Below are 3,156 nucleotides of genomic sequence, written 5' to 3'. Positions count from 1 at the left end.
TTTTTTTAAGAAGTTTTTTTCTTTAATTTCTTGTTGTTTTCTGCCGCATCTCTCAGCGACAAGACTTATCTTACCATGATTTATTCTTATAAAATCCACCTAATATTCTTCTTATATAAAATTATCCTTACATACCTTCTATTTTCATTTAAATGCTACCTTATCCTAATATTGATACACTAGGATTTGTTTATTTAATCTATTAATTGTATTTATACATTTATATAATGAATTTACTTATATTGTTTATTAGTATAATTACAAATGAATAATTACCGTTGTCTAAACTTAATTACCTCTTACCTTTAAAAAAATATATAAATTGAATATTTATTTTTTTTTTGGACAGATTATAATTATTAATAAAAATTTTGGGAAATATGGTGATTAAATTTATGAAGAAGAAAGAAAAAAGTTTTATTCCTCTAGTTGTTATATTTATATTAGTATTACAACTTATTAATTTATCAACCGCGGAGCAAGGACAAAATATAGATAATAAAAATACAAAATTAATCAACAGTGACATAAAATCAATAAATACTCTATCTATAACTTATAGAGTTAATAACTCTAATACATCAAACACTGAACTTTCAAAATATAATTCTGAATTTAATTCTTATTCTATACAAAAGTCTCAGCAAAAATATAAAAATTTGTATCATAATAATCAAGTAAGTGAGGAAGCCATAAACCAAACTATGCATTTACCTGATTGGTTTAAATATAAAGTTATAGATGAAAACCTATTAAAATCTTATTTAGCTAGTAGATCTTCTATACTTAAAGATGAACCTTACTTTTCATCCATAATAGAAGTTGGTAGAGATTTTAATATTAATCCTATACTACTATTTGCTATTACAGGTCAAGAACAAAGCTTTGTTCCTCAAGATCATGTAAGTGCTACTAAAATAGCTAACAATCCTTATAATGTATTTTGTAGTTGGCAAAGTTATAATACTGATATTGTAGATGCATCAGAAATTGCTTGTCGTACAATTATAAATCTATCTAATGATAGACCTGATAGTGTCGATCCTTTAGTATGGATTAATAGAAAGTACTCTGCTGATCAAAACTGGCATTATGGTGTAAGAAGTTTATACAACGAAATTATTGACTTTATAAATGAGTAATAAAAGGTTTAGGTAATTCAAATAAGAACTACCTAAACCTTTTATTTATTTTCTATATATACACTTTTTGTTGGGAAAGCAATGCTTACTTCCTCATCACTTAGAATTTTCATTATATTATAATTTATATCTTCTTTAATCTCCATATATTCATTGAATTCAATTCTATTTATAAAAAAATACATACCTATGTCTAAACTACTTTCATTAAATGTACTAAAGCTAACATGAATACTCTCACTATCTACTCCATCATGATTCTTTAGCATATCCTTTATGCTACTAACACACCTTTGAAGCTGCTCAGTAGCTGTATCATAGGTTACTCCTATATTCATAGTTACTCTTCTTAACTCTCTCTTGTTAAAGTTTAAAATTGAATCATTTACTAGTAATGAGTTAGGAACCGTTATTAACACTTTATCAAAAGTTCTTATTCTTGTACTTCTAAAACTAATATCTTCTACTATTCCCTCTATCTCCTTACACTTAATCCAATCACCTATTGTAAAAGGATTATCCATAAATATTATGACACCTGACATCATATTCGCAGCAAAATCTTTTGCTGCCAAAGCTATTACAACTCCCCCTAAACCTATTCCTGTTATAAAAGCATTTACATCTAGACCCCAAATATTCGCTACTTGTATAATTGCAAAAGCTATAATTAAATACTTTATTCCTTTGGCCATCATAGGTATTAATACAGTATTCACTTTTATATCATATTTATCTGTAGCTCTAAATAAAAAATCATCTGAATTATTAGTAATGTTAATTAATCCATTAGCAAATAATACTATAATTGATGTCCCTAATAACTTATTAATTATACTGCTAATATTCCATCCCATTGATGAATTTAGTATACTCATAAATATGTATACACCCATTACTATAAATGCCATTTTTATAGGTTTTTCAAATGCACTCAATATTTTTCTAGCACTTTTAATTTTTAAAGCTTTAAATATACCATCTAATATCTTTATAATATATTTAGCAAATATGTTTCTTAGGAACATTAACAATACGAATATTCCTACTCCTATTGCAATTGACTTCCACACTTCAAAAAATTTACTATTTAATATAATCTGTACATATTTATTCGTTAATATCTCTACTTGAGCTATTACCATTTATCTTTCCTCCTATAGAAAAACTTAGTTTTCATTATTTATTCCTTTACAATTCCAAAAACAAAAACATCAACATATTCTTCTCCATCATAATATGCTTGTCTTCTTGTTCCTTCATGAAGAAAACCTACTGACCTTAATGTGCCTTGACTAGGATAGTTAAACATTAACACCTCTGCATCAATCCTATGAGTTCCAATGCTAAATAAATAATCTATAATTAATTTTAATCCTTCCTTAGCATATCCCTCTTGCCTATGACTTCCTAATCCAAACCTAAGCCAAGCCATTTCTTTATTTTCATCTAACCAGTTTATTCTTATGTATCCTATAGGCTCATTATTATCTTTTAATGCAATAATTAAATATAATTCTTCTCCTTCTTCTATGCTAAGCTTAATGTCTTGAAGTTGATTTTCATAACTTATATTTGTATTTAATCCCACGGACATTTTTCTCATTACTATTTCATCTTTCCATTTAGCAACCAATTTAGCATCATTTAATTCTATATTTCTTAAATAAATTCGTTGTCCTTCACATATATTATACACTTTCTACCCTCCATACCAAAATGCTATTTCTCATATTATTATAAATTAAATTTATTATTTTATATATAAAAAAAGCACTCCATAATGAAGTGCTTTTGGTGGCTCACCGGGGGATCGAACCCCGGACACCATGATTAAAAGTCATGTGCTCTACCGACTGAGCTAGTGAACCACATTAAAAACCTGGCAACAACCTACCTCCCACACAGCTTCCCGTGCAGTACTATCGGCCTCTTGATGCTTAACCTTCGTGTTCGGTATGGGAACGGGTGTATCCATCAAAAGCATAATTACCAGATTTGAAAACATTGGTTA

3 protein-coding genes, 1 tRNA gene and 1 rRNA gene are annotated in these 3,156 nt (G+C 27.7%); 1 reads left to right on the top strand and 4 read right to left on the bottom strand.

Going from position 1 to position 3,156, the window contains the following annotated elements; all coding sequences use genetic code 11:
* The first annotated feature begins 395 nt into the window (after positions 1–395).
* The gene (locus IO99_RS18580; RefSeq protein ID WP_051824310.1) at positions 396–1,142 is read left to right on the top strand and encodes a hypothetical protein; all 747 of its coding nucleotides are present in this window, start codon (positions 396–398) and stop codon (positions 1,140–1,142) included.
* Positions 1,143–1,183: 41 nt separating this feature from the next.
* Here the strand turns inward: IO99_RS18580 and IO99_RS17790 are convergent, their stop codons facing one another.
* The 4 genes from IO99_RS17790 to rrf all read right to left on the bottom strand — a co-directional run bounded on the left by IO99_RS17790 (position 1,184) and on the right by rrf (position 3,139).
* Positions 1,184–2,287 carry a mechanosensitive ion channel family protein gene (locus IO99_RS17790; RefSeq protein ID WP_051824307.1) on the bottom strand — a complete coding sequence of 368 codons (1,104 nt, stop codon included), beginning with the start codon at positions 2,285–2,287 and terminating at the stop codon, positions 1,184–1,186.
* A gap of 38 nt (positions 2,288–2,325) precedes the next feature.
* The gene (locus tag IO99_RS18575) at positions 2,326–2,841 is read right to left on the bottom strand and encodes a GNAT family N-acetyltransferase (RefSeq protein ID WP_051824303.1); all 516 of its coding nucleotides are present in this window, start codon (positions 2,839–2,841) and stop codon (positions 2,326–2,328) included.
* A 96-nt stretch (positions 2,842–2,937) separates the two neighbouring features.
* Positions 2,938–3,013, bottom strand: a tRNA-Lys gene (locus IO99_RS17780).
* A gap of 9 nt (positions 3,014–3,022) precedes the next feature.
* Positions 3,023–3,139 (bottom strand): 5S ribosomal RNA (rrf, locus tag IO99_RS17775).
* Positions 3,140–3,156: the final 17 nt, after the last annotated feature.

Origin of the sequence: Clostridium sulfidigenes (genome assembly GCF_000732635.1) — a bacterium.
GTDB classification, from domain to species: domain Bacteria; phylum Bacillota; class Clostridia; order Clostridiales; family Clostridiaceae; genus Clostridium_J; species Clostridium_J sulfidigenes.
The sequence above is the reverse complement of the archived record's forward strand: the minus strand, read 5'-3'. Positions and strand labels throughout refer to the sequence as shown.